Origin of the sequence: Microbacterium sp. NPDC057659 (assembly GCF_042799915.1) — a bacterium.
Lineage (GTDB): Bacteria > Actinomycetota > Actinomycetes > Actinomycetales > Microbacteriaceae > Microbacterium.
Genome location: NZ_JBHVHU010000001.1, coordinates 1,505,904 through 1,525,124, shown reverse-complemented (window position 1 = coordinate 1,525,124; position 19,221 = coordinate 1,505,904). Strand labels below are relative to the sequence as shown.

Below are 19,221 nucleotides of genomic sequence, written 5' to 3'. Positions count from 1 at the left end.
CATCCACGACGTACCCTGGGAACGTGCGCATCCGTCTCGACATCGCCTATGACGGCACCCATTTCCGGGGCTGGGCGAAGCAGCCAGGCCTGCGCACGGTGCAGGGCACCCTGGAGGACGCGCTGACGCGCATCGTCGGCTCCGACGCGCAGCTCGTCGTCGCCGGCCGGACGGATGCCGGAGTTCACGCATCCGGTCAGGTGGCGCACGTCGACCTCGACGAGTCGCAGTACGCCAGGCTGCAGTCGCGGCACGGCCGAGCGGCGGACGACCCTGCGGGTTCCCTCGCGCACCGGATGCGCGGTGCGCTCGGCGCCTACCCCGACGTGACCGTCACCCGCACGGCGATCGCGCCCGACGGGTTCGACGCCCGGTTCTCGGCGGTGTGGCGCCGGTACCGGTACCGGCTCGCCGACGCGACCGGCGGCTACGATCCGATGCGCCGACACGACACGACCGCGGTCAAGGGGACGCTCGACGAGCAGCGGATGGATGCCGCGGCGCAGACCCTGATCGGGCTGCACGACTTCGCGGCCTACTGCAAGCCCCGAGAAGAGGCCACGACCATCCGCACCCTGCTGGACTACCGCTGGACGCGCGACGATCACGGCGTGCTGATCGCCGAGGTCAAGGCCGACGCGTTCTGCCACAGCATGGTGCGCGCGCTCGTCGGCGCGTGCGCGGCCGTGGGGGAGGGGCGGCTCGAGGTCGCCGACGTCGCGCGCCTGCGCGACGAGCTCACCCGCACGAGTGCGTTCAAGGTCCTCGCCGCTCGCGGGCTCAGCCTCACCGAGGTCGGGTACCCCGCGGACGAGCTGCTGGCATCCCGCGCCGAGCAGACGCGGGGGCGTCGCAGCCTGCCATCCGACGACGGGGGCCACGCATGATGAGAGTCATCTCCTACAATCTGCGCAAGCACGCTGCCGCGCACGAGCTCGAAGCGCTCGTCGCCGAGCACACACCCGATCTGCTCTGCCTGCAGGAGGCGGATGTCGAGGCGCTGCCCGAGAACCTCGCGGGCATGACCCTCGCGCACGCGACCGCGGGCAACCGTCTCGGCATCGCGGTGTTCTACCGGCCGGACACGTACCGGGCGACGGATGTGCGCACGATCACCCTGAAGAAATCGCTGCACGACCGCATCGCGCGACCGGCGCATGAGCGGGTGGTCGCGGTGCGGCTGCATGACATCGACGACGGGTACGAGTTCATCGCGGCGTCGTTCCATGCGGCTCCGCTGACGGCGCTGAACTCGCTGCGCCGCCATCAGATCCGTGCCGCGCTGGCCGAGCTCGACCAGATGGGCCACGGACTGCCCGTGCTGATGGTGGGGGACTACAACTACCCGGTGTTCAAGGAGAACCTGGGCGCGACGATCCGCGAGCACGGCTACATGCTGACCCTCAGTGATGAGCACACGTACACGCGCTACCGGGTGTTCCGCGGGCACTACGACTTCGCGACATCCGTGGGCTTCCGTGTCGACAAGGTGCACACGCTCCCGCAGGGCGTGAGCGACCACCGCCCGATCCTGATCACCGCGACCCGCGCGACGGCGTCGCGCGCGCACTGATCCGTTTTGCATCTCAGGGCTTGCATGCCGTAGGCTGACCCTTTGGTGCCTGTCATCGGTGTGTCCGTTGACGGGTGCGACGAACGTGAGCCCTCCACTGGCGTGTTCCCCTCCTTGAGGGAAACCACCCCGGAGCGGGATTCACGAACCTCTCCGTTCGAATCTAAGAAAGCAGCACTATCGTGACGCGCACTTACACCCCCAAGGCTGGCGAAGCTCAGCGTGACTGGGTCGTCATCGACGCCACTGACGTCGTTCTCGGCCGCCTGGCTTCGCACGCCGCCGCACTTCTGCGTGGCAAGCACAAGCCGACCTTCGCGAACCACATCGACTCGGGTGACTTCGTCATCATCGTGAACGCCGAGAAGGTGGCGCTCACCGGTCAGAAGCTCCAGAAGAAGATCGCCTACCGCCACTCGGGCTACCCGGGCGGCCTGAAGGCGACCACCTACTCCGAGCTTCTCGAGAAGAACCCGGTCCGCGCCGTGGAGAAGGCCGTCCGCGGCATGCTCCCGAAGAACAAGCTGGGCGCTCAGCAGCTGCTGAAGCTGAAGGTCTACGCCGGTGCCGAGCACCCGCACGCCGCGCAGCAGCCCACGCCGTACACCCTCGACCAGGTCGCCCAGTAAGCGCCGTTTCTCACTAAGGACATACTCGTGGCTGACATCCAGGACTCCACCGAATTCCCGCAGAACTTCACCACCTCGACTCCTGAGTCCGAGGTCGTCGAGACCGCCGCTCCGCGCGTTCTCAGCGTCCCCGGCGCAGCGGTGGGCCGTCGCAAGCAGGCCATCGCCCGCGTGCGCCTCGTCCCCGGCTCCGGCGTGATCACGGTCAACGGCCGTACCCTCGAGGATTACTTCCCGAACAAGCTGCACCAGCAGCTGATCACCGACCCGTTCACGGTTCTGAACCTCACCGGCGCCTACGACGTCATCGCCCGCATCTCGGGTGGCGGCGACTCCGGCCAGGCCGGCGCTCTGCGTCTGGGCATCGCCCGTGCGCTGAACGAGATCGACGCCGAGAACAACCGCCCGACCCTGAAGAAGGCCGGCTTCCTCTCGCGCGACGCTCGCGTCATCGAGCGCAAGAAGGCCGGTCTCAAGAAGGCCCGCAAGGCTCCTCAGTACTCGAAGCGCTGATCCGCCCAGTTCCCTCTATGGCACTGTTCGGTACAGACGGCGTGCGGGGTCTCGCCAATGGCGAGACCCTCACCGCCGGACTTGCGCTCACCCTGGCCCAGGCGACTGCTGTCGTCCTGGGCCAGGGCCGTATTGCCGAGGCTCGCAAGGCCGCCGGCAAACGCCTCACCGCCGTGGTCGCCCGCGACCCGCGCATCTCGGGGCACTTCCTCAGCGCCGCCGTCGAGGCGGGTCTCGCCTCATCGGGCGTCGACGTGCTGGATGCCGGCACGCTGCCCACCCCGGCCGCCGCGTTCCTGATCTCCGACATCGACGCCGACTTCGGTGTGATGATCTCGGCGTCGCACAACCCTGCGCCCGACAACGGCATCAAGATCTTCGCCCGCGGCGGAGTGAAGCTGCCCGACGTCGTCGAGCAGCGCATCGAAGAGGCGATGGCGGGCCCCAAGCTCGAGCCTACCGGCGCCGAGGTGGGCCGCGTGAGCCGCTTCTCGGATGCTGAGGATCGCTACGTCCTGCACCTGCTGGGCTCGCTGCCGCACCGTCTGGACGGGCTGCACGTCGTGCTGGACTGCGCCAACGGCGCAGCATCCGGTGCCTCGCCCGAAGCGTTCCGCACCGCGGGCGCGAAGGTGACCGTGATCGGCGCCGACCCCGACGGCATCAACATCAACGACGGCGTGGGTTCGACCCACCTCGACAAGCTGGCCGCCGAGGTCGTGCGGGTCGGGGCCGATGTCGGCATCGCGCACGACGGCGACGCCGACCGCTGCCTGGCGGTGGACGCCGACGGCAACGTCGTCGACGGCGACCAGATCATGGCCATCCTCGCGGTGTCGATGAAGCAGCGCGGCAAGCTCAAGGACGACACGCTCGTCGCCACGGTGATGAGCAACCTCGGTCTGCACGTCGCGATGCGCGAGCACGGCATCACGGTGCGTCAGACCGCCGTCGGCGACCGCTACGTGCTCGAGGACATGAACGCCAACGGCTTCTCGCTGGGCGGCGAGCAGTCCGGTCACGTGATCATGAGCGACTTCGCCACCACCGGCGACGGCGTGCTCACCGGCCTGCACATCGTGGCCGAGATGGCACGCACCAAGAAGACGCTCGCCGAGCTGGCCTCCGTCATGACGGTGTACCCGCAGGTGCTCGTGAACGTGAAGGGCGTCGACAAGAACCGCGTCGACGACGAGAGCGTGATCGCCGCCGTGCGCGACTGCGAGGAGGTGCTCGGCGACACCGGCCGCGTGCTGCTGCGCGCCTCGGGCACCGAGCCGCTCGTGCGCGTGATGGTCGAGGCTGCGGATGCCGAGACCGCACGTCTGCACGCCGACAAGCTGGCGGTCGTGGTCAAGGAGCGCCTCGCGCTCTGACCGCACGACCGAAAAAGGGTGGCCCCTCCGTATGGCGGGGCCACCCTTTTCGGTCGTTGAGCGAGCGGAGCGAGACGAAATCGCCAGCAGCCTCACGACGTTTCGTCTCGCTGGCGCTCGCTCAACGCCCGGGAACGGTCACTTCTGCGTCGCCGCGTACGCCGGCACCGTGTCCTTCTTCAGCGCGTCCGAGAGTGCCCGCAGGCCGTCCCAGTCGGGCACGACGATCGACTGGTCGCCGACTGTGCCGGTGCCCTTGGTCGGCGAGGTGAGGAACATGATGTCGTCAGCGCGGACGTCCCTCAGCTCGAGGCCGAGCTGCGCGGCGACCTGCGAGGTCAGCCCCGAGTCGACGGCCAGGAACTTCGAGATCGCCCCGACCGAGTCGGCAATTCGCGCCGGGTTGGTCAGTGTGTCCTTGCTGATCATCTTGGCGACGAGGCCCTTCACGAACGCCTGCTGGTTGCGCACGCGCTGGTAGTCCCCGTCGGTGAACGGGTAGCGGGCGCGGACGTAGTCGAGCGCAGCTTCTCCCTCGACGGTGATCTGCCCCTGGGCGAAGTGCTCTCCGCGGGAGCTGAAAGCGATCTGGTTGTTCAGAGTCACGCCGCCGACCGCTTCGGAGAGGCCCTTGAAGCCTTCGAAGTCGACGATGGCGACGTGATCGATCGGCACGTCGAAGATCCCCTCTACCGTCTGCACCAGCAGTGGTACGCCGCCCCAGGCCAGCGCCGCGTTGATCTTGGCCTCTCCATGGCCCGGGATGGGCACCCAGTTGTCGCGCATGATCGAGGTGACCTGCACGCCGGAGCGGTCGGCCGGGATGTGCACGAGCATGATCGTGTCGGACCGCTGGCCGCGGAGATCCTTGACGTCCTTGCCCATGGATCCGCGGGTGTCGGAGCCGAGCAGGAGGATGTTCGTGGCATCCGGATTCTCAGCGGGCGCCGTGGGACGCGTCGTCGGGTCGGGGAACACCTGCGCGTCAGGCAGCTTCTCGGCCTGGTCGTACAGTGACGACAGGTGGCCCAGATAGACGGCGCCGCCGATGGCGGCCGCGATGACGATCCCCAGCACCGTGAACACGATGACCCATGGCCAACGACGGCGGTGGGTGCGCTCAGGCGCCTCTTCGGACGCAAAGATATCGGTCACTCGCTCATTCTCGCGGATCCCGCTGTAAGGATGCCTCTAAGCCGACCCGCCGGTCGCATTTCATCTCGTCATCGCAACCTTGATCCGGCTCGATCCGCTCACGACGCCCAACGCGGCCTCGAGCGGTCCCCGACGCCGCAGCGCAGCCAGCACCGCGCCGATCGCCAGGACGCACAGGAGCTGGATGAGGAAGTTCCACAGCGGCAGGTCGGGCGACAACGGATCTCCCGCCGAGAACTGCTGGGTGCGCCAGCGCGAGACCGCTGCGGTGGCGATCACATGTGCGGAGTAGATCGTGAGCGGCGCGGCGCCTGCGCACCGGACCGCTTCGACCGCGAAGCCGTGGCGGCGGTGGCCGGTATCGAAGAGCATGATGAGCACTCCGATCAGGAAGCACGCGCCGGCGACGGTGCGCAGCATGTCGGCAGGGCTGCCGGTGTGGGCGCCCGGCATCAGCAGCATCCAGAACTCGGTTCCGCGCGGCGCTCCACGACCGCCGGCCAGCGCCTGATCGCCGAGCCCGGTCGGGAGGCCGAACCAGCCGGGGCGGTACCGCACCACGCGTCCGATCACGGTGAGGAGCAGGTAGATGACCAAGCCGACGGTCCACATTCGCAGGCTCACGCGCCGCAGGGTGTCGTCGCGCCGGGCGCGCAGCAGCAGCCGCGCGATCAGGATGCCGGTGAGCATGTAGGCCGCCCAGGTGATGGCGGGGTAGTGGCCGGTGAGCAGCAGGTCGCGGGCGCTGCGAGCGATCTGCTCGATGATGCCGGGTGTGGTGTCCACCGGGAGCGTCGCGAGGTTCGCGCGCACCTGTGCGTTGACGGCGGCGCCGAACACCCAGAGCACGGCGGCGATCGCACCGATGGCCCACGAGGGCAGCCAGAGCGCCGCCGCGGCGATGATCATCGCGATGCCGTAGTACGGCAGCACGACCGAGATCGGGCCGTCCAGCTGCATCAGCGCCCAGCCGAGCAGGGCGATGACCACGGCGCGGATGCAGATGCTGAGGTAGATCCGCCAGGAGGGGGCGCCGGCCATGCTGCGCGAGAGCAGCACCAGACTGACCCCTCCGAGCACGGCGAACGTGGTGGCGGCCGTGCTCGCGACGATCACGCCCTCGGCGAGGTTGAGCAGCCGGCTGATGAGCATCGCGTTCGGATCGGCAGCCAGGCCTGACAGCAGGTGTGCCGCCATCATCCCGACGATCGCGGCGAACCGCGCGAGGTCGATGCCGACGATTCGGCGGCGGTCCTGAGAGGCGGCGATGTCGCTCATCCCGCCATTCTGCCCTCGCTCCGCCCTGTTCCCGGTTCCTGAGCGCCCTTCGTCTCATCGCTCCGCTCCTCGTTCAGGATCCTCGAAGCGAGACGAAGGACCCGAAAGTCCCAGCACTTGCATCACACCTCTGGTCACCCGCAGGGTGATTTCTGCACAGGCGCGATTTCTTTGTGGGCAACATGACCACAAGTGGCATACCGCGTATGGGAAACTTGCGGAAGCGCACAGCCGGATTGGGAGGTCGGGCCGCGTGGAGGGTGCCTTGAACGGGGAGAGCATGGCGTGGAATGATCGTGTCCCGGGGGAACTCGAGACGAATGCAGTGAAGGTATCTGTGCAGCAGCGGCGACGCCGCACGTTGGTGGCGGCGGCGGATGCTCTTGTCTGGATTGTCGGAATGGTGTTCGCAGTCGCATTGCGGCTGGAGTTCACGATGCCGCTTCGCGGATGGCTCGCGACGATCGCGCTCGGTGTGGTCGCGGCGATCCTGCAGCTGCTGATCGGCTACTCGGTCGGCCTCTATCGCGGGCGCTACCCCTACGGCTCCTTCAGCGAGGTCAAGGTGCTGGGGTGGACAGTCGCCGGTATCGCCGTGCTGCTGTCGTGCTTCGTGATTCCGTTCGGCAACAGCGTCGGTGTGCCGCGCGGCACGGTGCTGCTCGCCGGCCCTTTCGTGCTCGTGGTCATGTTCGGCATCCGTTACGTCGCCCGTGCGACGGTCGAGCGCTCGCGCAAGCCCGCCGACGATGCGGAGCCCACGCTGATAGCAGGCGCCGGCTATCTGGGTGATCGGCTGCTGCATTCGATCATCACCGACCCGACGTCTCCGATCCGTCCGGTGGGCCTGCTGGACGACGACCCGGCCAAGAAGAACCTGGTGCTGCGTGGCGTTCCCGTGCTGGGGCGCACGAGCCAGCTCGCCGCTCTGGCGCAGCAGACCGGTGCGACACGCGTGATCATCGCGATGGCCAGCGCCGACAGCATCCAGCTGCGCGAGTGGAGCGACCGTGCGGATGCCGCGGGCGTCAGCGTCTCGGTCACGCCGAGCCTGACCGACATGATGCTCGCCGGGCCCGGCGGCGTGGACGTGCGCGACATCAAGATCGAGGACCTCATCGGCCGGCATCCGGTCGACACGAACGTCGAGCTGATCGCCGGGTACGTGGCGGGCAAGCGCGTGCTGGTGACCGGCGCAGGCGGATCGATCGGGTCGGAGCTGTGCCGGCAGCTGTCGAAGTACGAGCCTGCCGAGCTGATCATGCTCGACCGTGACGAGACCGGACTTCAGCAGGCGCAGCTGGGCACCGCCGGGCATGGACTGCTCGACACCAAGGACGTGGTGCTGGCGAACATCCGCGATGTCGACACTCTGAACGGCATCTTCGAGGAGCGGCGGCCCGAGGTGGTGTTCCACGCCGCGGCGCTGAAGCATCTGCCGATGCTGGAGCAGTACCCCGACGAGGCGTGGAAGACGAACGTGATCGGATCGCTGAATGTGATCCGTGCCGCCATGAACGTGGGCGTGACGCACTTCGTGAACATCTCGACCGACAAGGCCGCGAACCCGACGAGCGTGCTGGGTCACTCCAAGCGCGTGGCAGAGAAGCTCACGGCCTGGGCGGGGGAGCAGACCGGCATGAACTACGTGTCGGTGCGGTTCGGCAACGTGATCGGAAGCCGCGGATCGATGCTGCCGACGTTCCAGACGCTGATCGCGTCGGGCGGGCCCATCACCGTGACGCATCCCGAGGCCACACGCTACTTCATGACCATTCCCGAGGCGTGTCAGCTGGTCGTCCAGGCGGGCGGCATCGGCCGCGCCGGCGAGGTGCTGATCCTCGACATGGGCGAGCCGGTGTCGATCCTCGAGGTCGCGAAGCGCATGATCTCGATGTCGGGCAAGAAGATCGAGATCGTGTTCACCGGCCTGCGCCACGGCGAGAAGCTGCACGAGGAGCTGGTGGGCGACCGCGAGTCGCTGGAGCGCCCCTTCCACCCGAGCATCTCGCACACCCACGCCGATACGATCAGTCCGGAGCGACTGGACAAGCACGGCTGGAAGGCGCGCATGGCGGAGGAACCCCGCAACAACGACACCCAGGTGCTGGGGCGGCTCGACCTGAAGTCGGCACATGGCTGACCGCATCTACATGTCGTCGCCCGATGTGACCGAGAAGGAAGAGGCGGCGGTCGTCGCTGCGATGCGCTCCGGCTGGATCGCGCCGCTCGGGCCGGATGTCGACGCGTTCGAGCGCGAGTTGGCCGACCGTGTCGGCGTGGCTCACGGCGTGGCGCTGAGTTCTGGCACCGCCGCTCTGCACCTCGGCCTGCTGACGTTGGGCGTCGGCCCGGGCGATGTGGTGGTCACGTCGACGATGACGTTCGCCGCGACGACGAACGCGATCACCTACACGGGCGCTGAGCCGTACTTCGTGGATGCCGACCCGGTGACGGGCAACATGGATCCGGCGCTGCTGCGGCAGGCGCTGCAGAGGCTGCAGGATGCCGGTGAGCACGTCGGCGCGATCGTGCCGGTCGACCTGCTGGGCAAGACCGTCGACTATACGAGCATCCTCGAGATCGCTGACGAGTTCGGCGTGCCGGTGCTGGCGGATGCTGCGGAGTCGCTGGGCGCGTCGCACGCCGGCCGCGCCGCGGGCAGCTTCGGCCGCGCGTCGATCGTGTCGTTCAACGGCAACAAGGTGATGACGACGTCGGGTGGCGGGATGCTGCTGACGGATGACGGCGAGTTGGCGCAGCGCGTGCGTTACCTAGCGACGCAGGCCAGGCAGCCTGTGGTGCACTACGAGCACACGGATGTCGGCTACAACTACCGCATGAGCAATCTGCTCGCCGCTCTGGGGCGTGCCCAGCTGGCAAGGCTCGACGAGATGGTCGCCCGTCGGCGGGAGATGCGTGAGCTGTACAAGCAGCTGTTCGCGGAGGTCGACGGCGTCGAGGTGTTCGGCGCCGAGGGTGACGACGACGACAACGTGTGGCTGACCTCGATCCTGGTGGACTCGTCGGTGACCGGTTGGGAACCGTTGGAGTTGTCGGCCGCGCTCGCCGCAGAGAACATCGAGAGTCGCCCGCTGTGGAAGCCCATGCACGTGCAGCCGGTGTTCGCCCATCTGCGCGGAGAGATCAACGGGGCATCGGAGTCGCTGTTCGAGCGCGGGCTGACGCTGCCGAGCGGTTCGGCGCTGACGACCGAGCAGCGCGAGCGGGTGGTCGCCGCGATCGGCGACTTCTTGAAGGAGCACTGAGGCGTGGCGCGCAACCGTCGGCCTTATGACCTGCTCAAGAGGTTCATCGACGTCTTCCTGTCGCTGATCGCTGCTGTCGTACTGCTGCCGGTGATGGTGGTCGTCGCGGTTCTCGTCGCGGTGAATCTGGGCCGACCGGTGGTCTTCGCGCAGGAGCGACCCGGTCAGGGCGGGCGCGTGTTCGTGCTGCGCAAGTTCCGCTCGATGCGCGACGTCGACGAGGCTCGCGGGCTGGTGACGGACGAGCAGCGGCTGACCCGATTCGGTCGGCTGCTGCGCTCGACCAGCCTCGACGAACTGCCGTCGCTGTGGAACGTGCTGAAGGGCGACATGAGCCTCGTCGGTCCGCGGCCGCTGCTGGTGGAGTATCTGCCGCTGTACTCGCGTGAGCAGGCTCGCAGGCATGAGGTGCGCCCCGGGGTGACAGGACTGGCGCAGGTGAGCGGCCGCAACGCACTGAGCTGGGAGGACAAGTTCGCGCGCGACGTGGAGTACGTCGACGGCCGGAGCCTAGGGTTGGACGCACGGATCATCTTCGCGACGATCCGTTCCGTGTTCGTGCGCGAAGGCATCTCCGCGCCGGGCGAAGCGACGATGAGCAAGTTCGGAGGGTCGGATGCCTGAGGACATCGTCGTCGTCGGTGCCGGCGGTTTCGGGCGCGAGACGCTCGACGTGATCGAGGCGATCAACGCCGCCGCGGATGCGCCGGTGTGGAACATCGTCGGCGTCGTCGACGACGGGCCGGCGGAGATTCAGGCGGAGCGGCTTGAGGCGCGGGGTATTCCGCTGCTCGGTGGCCTCGAGGCCCTGCGCGAGCAGGGCGCCGGATGCCGGTACGTGATCGGTATCGGATCGCCTGCCATCCGGGCACGTATCGCCGCGACCATCGAACCGTGGGGGCATCGGGCGGTCACGCTCGTGCATCCTGCCGCGGTTGTGGGCACGCAGACAGAACTCGGACCCGGGACCGTGGTCTGCGGGGGAGTGCAGCTGTCGACGAACCTGCGGGTCGGCGAGCACGTGCACGTGAATCCCGGTGCGATCATCGGGCACGACACCTTGTTGGACGACTTCGTGTCGGTGAATCCCGGAGCGGTCATCTCGGGCGAGGTGCGCGTGCGGAGGGAGACGCTGATCGGGGCCGGGGCGACGGTTCTGCAGGGACTCGAGGTCGGCGCGGGCGCGGTCGTGGGAGCGGCGGCGTGCGTGACGAAGGACGTCGAGGCCCGGACGACAGTCATCGGCGTTCCTGCACGCGGCATGGAGGCCGGGTATTGAGCACCGAGAGGCGACCTCGAATCATGGTCGTCGTGACCGCAGAGGTCACCGCGCGCCTGTTCATGAGGGGATATGTGGAGTTTCTCTCCCGGTCCGGCTACGAGGTGATGCTGGTCGCGGACGATCTCAGTGCCCTGCGTGAGCCGCTGTTCGAGCGCGGGGTGAGGGCGATGTCCCTGCCGATGTCGCGCGATCCCGCTCCGCTCAGGGATCTCGTCAGCCTGATAAGAATGGCGAGCCTCATCGCGCGCGCACGCCCGGATGCAGTTGTCTACGCGACGCCGAAGGCGAGCCTGCTGGCCTCGATCGCCGCACGGGTGCTCGGCGTTCCGTTGCGGGTGTACGAGCTGTGGGGAATCCGTTTCGAGACGGCGCGGGGCGCAGCGCGAGCGCTGTACAGAGGGATCGAACGAGTCATCGCCACGTGTTCGACGGTCGTCGTCGCGAACAGCGCCAGTCTCGCCGCGCGTGCCGCTGAATTCGGGATCACCGGGGCCGACCACGTCATCGTCCTGGGCGAGGGCTCGTCCCATGGGGTCGACAGCAAGCACTTCTCCCCGCTGGCCGAGGTCCCGGAGATCGACGAGGCGACGGCTGCCTTCCTGGCGGAGCACGAAGGCATCACTCTCGGGTTCGTCGGGCGGTTGCATCCTGACAAAGGCATCGACACTCTCATGGCCGCGGCGTCGCGGCTGGCCGAGCAAGGTGAGGACGTACGTGTCCTCCTCGTCGGCGGCGCAGAAGGAGCGGCCGTCGAGTTCCCACCTGGCGTCGCAGTTCATCTCACCGGCGAGGTCATGGACGTTCGGCCGTACCTCGGAGTCTTCGACGTTCTCGTATTGATGAGCCGGCGGGAGGGATTCCCGAACGTGGTCCTGGAGGCAGCCTCGATGGAGGTGCCGGCGATTGTCTCGGATGCCACGGGATGCGTGGACTCGGTCATCGACGGTGTCACTGGATACGTGGTTCCGACGGGGGATGTCGATGCTCTCGGCTCCGTGATCACGGAACTCGCCGGTGATCCGGTGGCACTGCGCGCGCTCGGAGTCGCAGCGCGCCGTCGAGCAGTGAAGACGTTCGATCCGGAGCACGTATGGCGCCTCTCCGAGGAGCACCTCCGCTCTCAGCTGGAACGGGCCCTCCGCCGACGGACGGCCTCGAGATGAGGTTGGGCAGAGCGGGCAAGGGATTCGCGTTCCTCATGTCCGGGACCGTGGCGGCGCAAGTGATCTCCCTGCTCGCGCTTCCGCTGCTCTCGAGGCTCTACGCGCCAGCGGATTTCGGCGTGTTCAGCTTCGTGCTGGCCGTGACCGCAGTGCTCGCGCCCATCGCGGGACTGCGGCTGGAGACGGCGGCCATGCTGCCGCACGATACGACCGGGGTGCGAGCAATCGTGCGCGCCTGCATGACGAGCATCCTCCTGTTCTCCTGCGGAACTGTGGTCGTGATCGAAGTGATCAGGGCGCTCGGGGGCATCGACGACGAGGTGGACTTCCCCTACCTCGGCGTCTGGGTGGGAGGCCTGGTGCTGCTCACCGCGCTCTTCTCGCTCATGAGCCAGCTCGCGCTCCGTGATCACCACTATCAGTCCGTCGCGACGCGGACGCTCTTGCAGTCGAGCGGTACCGCCGTGAGCCAGCTCGGTTTAGGGCTGGTGCTGCGCAACGCGGGTGGACTGTTGCTGGGACATGCGGTCGGGCGGGCGATCGGGATCATTCCGCTCTGGCGTGAGACTCGCCAGTATTTCGGCGCTGTCGGCGCGGACGCGCGTCGGAACGTGTGGCGGGAGTATTGGCGCTTTCCTGCGGTGTTCACTCCCTCCGCACTCTTGAACGCTCTAGGGACGCAGGCGCCAGTGATCTTCGTCGTCGCGTGGTTCGGCGTCGACGCGGGTGGTCAGGTGGGCATGGCCGAACGGATCGTCGGATTACCACTCGTCCTGGTCGGCGCCGCAGCCGGTCAGGTGCTCGAGGCAGAAGTGGCGAAGCGACTTCGTGAAGGGGCGCAGGGGCTCCGTTCGATCTACTGGCGGGTGAGCGCGATGCTCGGCGGCCTCGCCGCTATCGCGGCGCTCGGCTTCGGAATCCTCGGGGGGTGGATCATCCCGATCCTCCTCGGCGCGCAATGGCAGGACGCCGGCACGGCGGTGCAGATCATGGCGATGGCCGCGGGGATTCGGCTCGTGGGCAGCCCTCTGAGCAAGTTCATCCTGCTGTATCAGCGGTCATTGGCGAACACGGTCCTGGATCTGATCCGCGTGATGCTCGTCGGCGGCGCTTTCGCTGCCACGATGCTGCTCCAGCTGAGCCTGTTCCCCGCGCTATGGCTGATCTACTCCGCCCTGGCGTTCACGTACCTCATCACCTGGGTGTACGGACTCGTCCTTACGGGACACGCCCCGGAGGAGCTGCGTCTCTCGCAGCCTCGCGCGTGAGCGCCAGAGGACATAGCGCGTGCCACGGACAACGCGTTGCGGGAGAACGCCGCTGAGCACGGAGCGAAAGATGCGGAGGTACTCCACGGGCCCCGCTCCGAGACGACGGTAGTAGTGCATGCGGACCGCGAGCTCTCCGCCCCGGTTCCCGAGGCGTCGCTTCCTCAGGTCCTGCGGCTCGACACGGTAGTGATAGAGGACCGAGGGGATCACATAGAGACGCCGCCCGGCGAGGAGGAGCTCGCACCACAGCGCGAGATCTTCCGCTCTGTGCCGGTCCGGATATCCACCGACGGCCTCGATATCCGAACGGCGCATCATGCTCGCCGCGTGGATGGGCGCGGAGCCGCGCATGACGTCTCGGCTCGTCTTCTCGCCGTCCCGTCCAATCTGGATCGGGGGCATCGAACTGGAGAACTCGACTGCGCAGGCGGACGCCACGGAGTACTCGGGGTGGGCGGTCATGAAGGCGTACAGCGTGGCGAGATATTCCGGGCTCACCCAGTCATCCGGATCGATCCGTGCGATGAGCTCACCGTTCGCCGCGCTCAGGCCGTGGTTGAGGGCAGCGGCGAAGCCGCGGTTCTCGCGATCCGAACCGTATGAGATGACCGACAGGCGGGAGTCGTCGAACTCGCTGGCGATTCGCAGCACGTCCGTCGTAGATCCGTCATCGACGACGAGGAACTCGAAGTCGACGAAGGTCTGCCGGAGCATGGACCCGATCGAGGTGCGCAGATGCTCCGGGTTCGTGTTGTACTCCGCCATCAGGACTGTCACGGCAACCACGCACGTACTCCGTTCCCGCGCCGCATACGCGTCCCTCCGCCTCGATGCTACCGGTGGATCTCGGATCTGGAGGTCTCCCCTTAGGATTGTGTTCGGCGGGCGCCCGCCGGATCATGATGCTTCTGGAGGGGAGGAATGATGCCTGGTCCGCTCGTCACGATCGGCATTCCTCTCGTCAATGAGGACATCGAGGAGATCCAGCTCGCCGTCCGCTCGGTCTACGCGCAGAGTCTCCCGGACTGGGAGCTCGTCTTCTTCTGCGACGGCAGCTCGCCGGAACGAGTGCGGATGCTCGAGAGGATCGACGATCCTCGTGTGTCGATCATCGTCAATGAGACATCCCAGGGGATCGCGTCCAGCCTCAACCGGCTGGCGGACATGGCCGCAGGCAAGTACATCGCGATCCTGGCAGCCGACGACATGTGGACTCCGGACCGGCTCCAGAAACAGATCGCGCGGATGGAGGAGGCGGGCGCGCCGGATGTGCTTGCCGCCCAGATGGTCGTCATCAGCGACAGCGTCACCGTGGAGGGTGCGCAGAAACCTGCGCGAGTCCCGAACTCCTCTCGGGGGTGGGTCGAGGGGACTCCGATCTCTCATGCCACCGCCGTCGCCACATCTGGATGGTTCCGAGACCATCCTTACGACACCAGCCTGATCCGAGCACAGGACCGTGCCTTCTGGATCCGCTCGCACAAGGGCAGCCGTATCGAGATCATGGACGACGCGGTCTACTTCTATCGTGTGCCGAAGCCTTTGAGCTATCGGAAGTACGCGTGGGGCAGCAAGTACGCCCGCCAGGTCATCTGGCGTTACGGGCGGGAGATCTGCTCCACTCCGGCCGTCGCGGTCATCTACGCGAAGTCGCTGGTGAAGCAGGCTGTCGTGGCGGCGGCGACGCTGCTGGGGAGATCGGACCGGCTGTACTACCGGAGGATCGATCCGCTCACCGGGCCAGAGCTAGAGACGCTGCGCGGAGATCTCGAGGAGATCAGGCGGACGACGGTGCCGGGGTGGCCGAGCAGAGACGGTGCATCGTGACAGGAGCAGAGGTGCGCCATCTGGCCACCGCGAACAGTAGAGCGCACGGCTCATGATCCTGATCCTCGCGCTGTTCACAACCGTCGTGGCGGCCGGATTCTTGCTGAGCCGCATTCGGCGCCGCGACCTCACCAGCGCAGGATTCTGGTTCGTCGTTCTGAGCCTGATCTTCTTCGTGTTCTCCTTCGTCTCGGTCTGGGCGGAGTCCGGATTCAACGAGGTCGACGGACTCGCCGATGGCGTGGTGGTCGTGAGTCTCGGCGTGCTCGCGTTCATCGGCGGATGTCTGCTCATGGACGCACTTGTGCGTCGGGCGCCGCCTCAGCCGCTCGTCCTAGTCGAAGATGACGCCGCGACAGCGGCTCGCGCGAAGCGCGAGACGCGGGGACTGGTCATGATTTCGGCCGCGATTCTCATCCCCTCGTGGGTCTACTTCGTGCTGTTGGGCGAAGTGCCGCTGTTCATGGGTGTAACGGATGTCGTCAACAGCGGATACGGCGGGTTGGGGGCTCTGCAGACCTATCGCCTGGCGCTGACCCCGCACCTCACCGGCGAGTCGATCCCGTTCAAGGGTCTCTTCGACATCGCGAGGAACTACGGCACACTCTTCATCGTCGGCGTGAGTACGGTGCAGCTTCTGCAGAAGCGCGGCAAGGCGTTGCGCATCGTCCTCATCGTCGCGTCAGTCATCACCGGACTCGCCGCCGGCCAGCGCTGGCCGATGATCTATCTGGTCGTGACAGCCCTTGCCGCGATCTACGCCCTCGCCCGGTTCGGTCTCCGGCCCCGCGGGCGACGCGTTTTCGGGTTCAGCGTGGCGCTCATCGCGGTGGGCATGGTGATTACTCTTCTGCAGAAGAGGACGACCGAGGTGATCGACAACGCAGGATCCGCTTTGTCGTTCGTCTTCGAGAACCTCTACGAGCGGATCGTCTTCGAACAGAGCGCGACACCGATCCTGAGCTTTCAGCGTCATGTCTTCGCCGCGGGCGAGCTCGAGGGAGCCAGCTATTGGCAGGCGATTCAAGCGAACCTCCCGGGGTCGGACATCAACAACTTTGAAGTCGACTTCTTCGCGCGGGTGTACGGCGGCCACTACGGTTACACCGCGGCCCCAGGCTTCTTCACGGAGGCGTACATCAATTTCGGCTTCCTCGGTGTCGTCCTCCTGTCTCTGCTGTGGGGCATGCTCCTCACTCGTGTCGATAACGCGAAGTGGTGGGACAGCGATCTCGCCTTCAGGCCTGGGTTCAAGAGCGCGGTCGTGGCGCTGCTGGCAGGGACGACATTCGCCGGCGGAGGTCTGCTCATCGGGGGCACCGTGCTCTTCGTTTACGTGCTGATCCTGTACCGGCTTGTGGCGGGCGGACGCGCGCGGGAAGAGATCGGGCCGGCACACGAGTCCGGGCGCGCAGCCCCTGCCGAGCAGTACTCGAGGACGAGATCGTGGACGCTGAAGTCCTCGAGCTGAGTGCTGCGGCCCCTCTCGCGCATGCGCTGGCGGCTGACATCGCTCGCCGACGAGGCATCCGTGCTCTGAGCATCAAGGGCCCGGTCGCAGAGCATCACGGGCTGCGTGCTCCGCGCATGTCGGCCGACGCCGACGTCCTCGTCGAACCCGCGCGGTTCGCCGAGTTCTGTGACGACCTCGCTGGACTCGGCTGGCGAACGCGAGTGGGGCGGGATACGCCTTCACTGCTACCGCAGCATTCCGCCACCTACATCCACCCCGATTGGCCGTGCGACATCGACGTGCACTGGATGTTCCCGGGCTTCTTCGCAGACGCCGAGGTCGTCTTCGAGGCGCTCTGGAGGTCGCGCTCGACCCTGACCATCGCGAGTACTCGCGTCTCCGCACCGTCGAGGCCCGGGACCGCGGTCGTGATGGCTCTCCACGCCGTTCGAGACCTGCGCGCAGAGCGGCATCGTTCCGAACGCCTCCTCGTGCTGACCGCTCTGACAGATTCATTCACGGAGAACGAGCGCGACGAGTTCATCGGTATCGTCCGTGTGGGCGGCGCGGGCTGGGCGCTGAAGGACCTTCTGGCTCAGGCGGGCCTTCCGGGCGTGGACGACGACGGCGACGAGGCCCGACGTCTGGGCTGGGACATCTTCCGGAGCAACGTAGATGACGCCTCCAGCGTCGCCTGGTGGCGTCAGATCGGCGCCGCGCGGTGGTGGGAAAAACCGGCGTGGCTGTGGCGGGCCGTCTGGGTGCCGCGGCGTGATGTTCCTCGCAATGATGTCGACTCGCTCCCGAGCCATCGAGAGGCGTGGGAATACCGGGTGCGTCGATGGGCTCGCGGGTGGCGCGCGACGATGCGCCATCTGCGCGGGAACGGAAAGGGACAGACCAGATGAGGATTGCCGTCGTCGGATGTGGATAACTGGGTGTGGTGCATGCCGCAGCAATGGCGTCTCTGTTCCGGTCCGGATGGCGAGCGCGCCGCCGGCATCCTTCGCTCGATATACCAGCCCGACGGTGACGACGGCACGCCGTTCATCGTCACCGATCTCGCCACCGCAGAGCTCGTGAAGGTCGCGGCCAACTCGTTCCTCGCCACGAAGATCTCGTTCATCAACGCGATGTCCGAGATCGCCGAAGCCACCGGCGCCGACGTGAAGACGCTCGCAGAAGCAATCGGCCACGACACCGCATCGGCCACCGGTACTTGGGTGCGGGGATCGGGTTCGGCGGTGGTTTCCTGCCGAAGGACATTCGTGCGTTCGTCTCGCACGACGACGAACTGGGCCTGGGTAGATCCGTCTCGTTCCTCCACGAGGTCGACGACATCAACATGCGCCGACGCGACCGTGCCGTGCAGATCGTCACGGATGCTCTCGGCGGTTCGGTCTTCGACAGGCGGATCGCGGTGCTCGGCGCGGCCTTCAAGCCGCACAGCGACGACGTGCGCGACTCGCCCGCGCTGGACGTCGCGACGCGCCTGCACGGACTCGGTGCGCGCGTGACCGTCACCGACCCGCAGGCCATCGACAACGCCCGGCGGATCAGTCCGCAGCTCACGTATGTGCGAGACCGCGACGAAGCCCTGCAGGGCGCGGAGGTCCTGCTGCTGGTCACCGAGTGGGCGAGTACCGGCGACAGCCTCCGGCGGCGCACGCGGCGTCTCTCATGGCCGGGCGGATCGTCGTCGACGGACGGAAATGCTGGGACCCGGCGGAGTGGCGCGCGGCGGGGTACGCCTACTACGGGATGGGGAGCCCATAGGGGTCGTGGCCGGCTCTCACCGATATCCTGACTCTGGGGTTGGGGGGATGAGATGGACGAGCCCGAGTTCGTAGTGCCGCCGCGGCCGCCGTTGCCCTCTGCGCCACCCCCGCCGCCCGTTCGGGACAACGGGGATCCACGACTTGACGCAGCGATGTCTGAACTGGGACTCGACGCGGTGGCCGAGACCGACGCCGTTGACGCTCCTTTGGCGGCATCACGCTGGCATCGGCTCTCCACCTGGCTGATCGTCTACGCCGTCGGTCTGGCGATCATCGTGTTCTGGCCGCACCCCGCGCAGATCGGCATCATCGGGCTGATCGACGTGATCAAGAAAGTCGTGCCAGGGCTCACGGGGCAACGCGTCGAGTTCGGACTCAACATCCTGCTGTTCGTGCCCCTCGGTGTCGGCATGGCGCTGATGATGCCGAAGCTGCGCTATTTGATCATGCCGGTGGCGCTGCTGGTCACTCTGACGATCGAGTCGGTGCAGGGTCTCTTCTATTCGACCCGTGGTCCGAGCATTGAAGACGTGATCGCGAACACCGCTGGGGCATGCCTGGGGCTGGTCGGGGTCGCCGTGTGGGAATGGTGGCGGGAGCGACATCCGACCGAGTAGTTGTGCGGAGATGCGCGACAAACGGATGTCTGCCCCG

Annotated in this window: 19 protein-coding genes and 1 pseudogene; 17 read left to right on the top strand and 3 right to left on the bottom strand. The window is 67.1% G+C overall.

Going from position 1 to position 19,221, the window contains the following annotated elements; genetic code table 11:
• The first annotated feature begins 23 nt into the window (after positions 1 to 23).
• The 5 genes from truA to glmM all read left to right on the top strand — a co-directional run bounded on the left by truA (position 24) and on the right by glmM (position 4,091).
• Entirely contained in the window at positions 24 to 887 is an 864-nt protein-coding gene (gene truA, locus ACFVAE_RS07205) for a tRNA pseudouridine(38-40) synthase TruA (RefSeq protein WP_378889695.1), read from the top strand.
• Positions 887 to 1,573, top strand: a complete 687-nt coding sequence (locus ACFVAE_RS07200) for an endonuclease/exonuclease/phosphatase family protein (RefSeq protein ID WP_378890539.1) — start codon at positions 887 to 889, stop codon at positions 1,571 to 1,573. Before truA ends, ACFVAE_RS07200 begins: the two co-directional genes overlap by 1 nt.
• A 182-nt stretch (positions 1,574 to 1,755) precedes the next feature.
• Positions 1,756 to 2,202, top strand: a complete 447-nt coding sequence (rplM, locus tag ACFVAE_RS07195; protein ID WP_378889692.1) for a 50S ribosomal protein L13 — start codon at positions 1,756 to 1,758, stop codon at positions 2,200 to 2,202.
• Positions 2,203 to 2,229: 27 nt separating this feature from the next.
• The gene (gene rpsI, locus ACFVAE_RS07190; RefSeq protein ID WP_332837415.1) at positions 2,230 to 2,715 is read left to right on the top strand and encodes a 30S ribosomal protein S9; all 486 of its coding nucleotides are present in this window, start codon (positions 2,230 to 2,232) and stop codon (positions 2,713 to 2,715) included.
• Positions 2,716 to 2,732: 17 nt separating this feature from the next.
• A complete protein-coding gene (gene glmM, locus ACFVAE_RS07185; protein ID WP_378889689.1) occupies positions 2,733 to 4,091 on the top strand; it encodes a phosphoglucosamine mutase in 1,359 nt (452 codons plus the stop codon).
• A 138-nt stretch (positions 4,092 to 4,229) separates the two neighbouring features.
• Here glmM and ACFVAE_RS07180 read toward each other — a convergent pair whose 3' ends face one another.
• Entirely contained in the window at positions 4,230 to 5,246 is a 1,017-nt protein-coding gene (locus ACFVAE_RS07180; RefSeq protein WP_378889686.1) for an LCP family protein, read from the bottom strand.
• Positions 5,247 to 5,306: 60 nt separating this feature from the next.
• Positions 5,307 to 6,524, bottom strand: coding sequence for a heparan-alpha-glucosaminide N-acetyltransferase domain-containing protein (locus ACFVAE_RS07175; protein ID WP_378889683.1), 1,218 nt, complete (start codon positions 6,522 to 6,524; stop codon positions 5,307 to 5,309).
• 400 nt (positions 6,525 to 6,924) lie between these two features.
• On the opposite strand from ACFVAE_RS07175, the gene ACFVAE_RS07170 reads away from it, so the two are divergent.
• From ACFVAE_RS07170 to ACFVAE_RS07145, 6 genes are read left to right on the top strand one after another with little or no spacing between them, the layout of a single operon-like run.
• Positions 6,925 to 8,667, top strand: coding sequence for a polysaccharide biosynthesis protein (locus tag ACFVAE_RS07170; RefSeq protein ID WP_378889680.1), 1,743 nt, complete (start codon positions 6,925 to 6,927; stop codon positions 8,665 to 8,667).
• Complete coding sequence (locus ACFVAE_RS07165) at positions 8,660 to 9,793, top strand: DegT/DnrJ/EryC1/StrS family aminotransferase (RefSeq protein ID WP_378889677.1); 1,134 nt, start codon at positions 8,660 to 8,662, stop codon at positions 9,791 to 9,793. Before ACFVAE_RS07170 ends, ACFVAE_RS07165 begins: the two co-directional genes overlap by 8 nt.
• Before the next feature lie 3 nt (positions 9,794 to 9,796).
• The gene (locus ACFVAE_RS07160; protein ID WP_378889675.1) at positions 9,797 to 10,417 is read left to right on the top strand and encodes a sugar transferase; all 621 of its coding nucleotides are present in this window, start codon (positions 9,797 to 9,799) and stop codon (positions 10,415 to 10,417) included.
• Positions 10,410 to 11,072 (top strand): NeuD/PglB/VioB family sugar acetyltransferase, encoded by a 663-nt coding sequence (locus ACFVAE_RS07155; RefSeq protein ID WP_378889671.1) that lies wholly within the window; start codon positions 10,410 to 10,412, stop codon positions 11,070 to 11,072. The genes ACFVAE_RS07160 and ACFVAE_RS07155 overlap by 8 nt, the downstream gene beginning before the upstream one ends.
• A gap of 23 nt (positions 11,073 to 11,095) precedes the next feature.
• Positions 11,096 to 12,238, top strand: a complete 1,143-nt coding sequence (locus ACFVAE_RS07150) for a glycosyltransferase family 4 protein (protein WP_378889669.1) — start codon at positions 11,096 to 11,098, stop codon at positions 12,236 to 12,238.
• A complete protein-coding gene (locus ACFVAE_RS07145) occupies positions 12,166 to 13,506 on the top strand; it encodes a lipopolysaccharide biosynthesis protein (RefSeq protein WP_378889667.1) in 1,341 nt (446 codons plus the stop codon). Before ACFVAE_RS07150 ends, ACFVAE_RS07145 begins: the two co-directional genes overlap by 73 nt.
• Here ACFVAE_RS07145 and ACFVAE_RS07140 read toward each other — a convergent pair.
• On the bottom strand, positions 13,393 to 14,295 hold the full coding sequence (locus ACFVAE_RS07140) for a glycosyltransferase family 2 protein (RefSeq protein ID WP_378889664.1): 903 nt from the start codon (positions 14,293 to 14,295) through the stop codon (positions 13,393 to 13,395). The genes ACFVAE_RS07145 and ACFVAE_RS07140 overlap by 114 nt on opposite strands.
• 138 nt (positions 14,296 to 14,433) lie before the next feature.
• On the opposite strand from ACFVAE_RS07140, the gene ACFVAE_RS07135 reads away from it, so the two are divergent.
• From ACFVAE_RS07135 to ACFVAE_RS07110, 6 genes and pseudogenes are all read left to right on the top strand, one after another.
• Complete coding sequence (locus ACFVAE_RS07135) at positions 14,434 to 15,336, top strand: glycosyltransferase family 2 protein (protein ID WP_378889661.1); 903 nt, start codon at positions 14,434 to 14,436, stop codon at positions 15,334 to 15,336.
• 250 nt (positions 15,337 to 15,586) lie between these two features.
• On the top strand, positions 15,587 to 16,807 hold the full coding sequence (locus ACFVAE_RS07130; protein ID WP_378889657.1) for an O-antigen polymerase: 1,221 nt from the start codon (positions 15,587 to 15,589) through the stop codon (positions 16,805 to 16,807).
• Positions 16,783 to 17,697 carry a nucleotidyltransferase family protein gene (locus ACFVAE_RS07125; RefSeq protein WP_378889654.1) on the top strand — a complete coding sequence of 305 codons (915 nt, stop codon included), beginning with the start codon at positions 16,783 to 16,785 and terminating at the stop codon, positions 17,695 to 17,697. Before ACFVAE_RS07130 ends, ACFVAE_RS07125 begins: the two co-directional genes overlap by 25 nt.
• 39 nt (positions 17,698 to 17,736) lie before the next feature.
• Positions 17,737 to 18,077, top strand: a pseudogene (locus ACFVAE_RS07120) (UDP-glucose 6-dehydrogenase); the annotation flags it as partial.
• 57 nt (positions 18,078 to 18,134) lie between these two features.
• Positions 18,135 to 18,596, top strand: coding sequence for a UDP binding domain-containing protein (locus ACFVAE_RS07115; RefSeq protein ID WP_378890536.1), 462 nt, complete (start codon positions 18,135 to 18,137; stop codon positions 18,594 to 18,596).
• Between the two features lie 123 nt (positions 18,597 to 18,719).
• A complete protein-coding gene (locus tag ACFVAE_RS07110) occupies positions 18,720 to 19,184 on the top strand; it encodes a VanZ family protein (RefSeq protein ID WP_378889651.1) in 465 nt (154 codons plus the stop codon).
• Positions 19,185 to 19,221: the final 37 nt, after the last annotated feature.